The sequence below is a fragment of the Palleronia caenipelagi genome, assembly GCF_007004065.1.
Lineage (GTDB): Bacteria > Pseudomonadota > Alphaproteobacteria > Rhodobacterales > Rhodobacteraceae > Palleronia > Palleronia caenipelagi.
The window spans coordinates 1-657 of sequence record NZ_VFSV01000174.1; the positions used below are offsets into that span (position 1 = coordinate 1).

The 657-nt window shown below is 58.9% G+C and carries 1 protein-coding gene and 1 pseudogene; both read left to right on the forward strand.

The window, feature by feature from the left end:
* Positions 1–261, forward strand: a 261-nt coding sequence (locus FEV53_RS20560) for a transposase (RefSeq protein WP_142836061.1), incomplete at its 5' end; no start/stop codon positions are given.
* Positions 245–657: pseudogene (locus FEV53_RS20565) on the forward strand (IS6 family transposase); the annotation flags it as partial. The gene FEV53_RS20560 and the pseudogene FEV53_RS20565, both read left to right, overlap by 17 nt.

Here is a 657-nt window from a genome sequence, read left to right on the forward strand (position 1 = left end):
CTTGCACCGTTCACGCGCCGGTCGGGGAAATGGAAAGGCAAGGAAATGATCCGCGGAGGGCGCGCGGCTCTGCGATCTGCAATCTTCATGCCCGCATTGGTCGCAGTCAGGTTCAACGCCGATCTCAAGCGCAAGTACCAAGCCTTGCTGGACAAGGGAAAACCACCAAAACTCGCCATCACGGCAGTCATGCGCAAACTCATCCTGCTCGCCAACGCCCTGTTGCGTGACGGCCGAAAATGGGATGAACGCTCCGCTTGACCAAGACGGATACTACCGTTTTCCCCGTGAAGTCGTCGCCTACGCCGTTTGGGCCTGTCATCGGTTCGCGCTGAGCACGGCGGATGTGGAGGATCTACTCGCCGAGCGAGGCGTCATCGTCAGCCGGGAAGCCGTTCGGAAATGGGTGAACCGGTTTGGTCGGCATTTCGCGCATTGCATCAAGCGCGACCGGCCCGCAGCGTCAGATAAGTGGCACCTCGATGAAGTCGCCGTCCCGATCAACGGCATCAAGATGTGGTTATGGCGGGACGTGGATGGTGAGGAGGACAAGAAATTGATCCGGGGGATCAATTTCCCGACGAACGCGATGTGCTCGACATTCTGGTGCAGCCAAGGCGAAACGCCAAGGCTGCCAGGCGGTTTCTGAAACAGTTG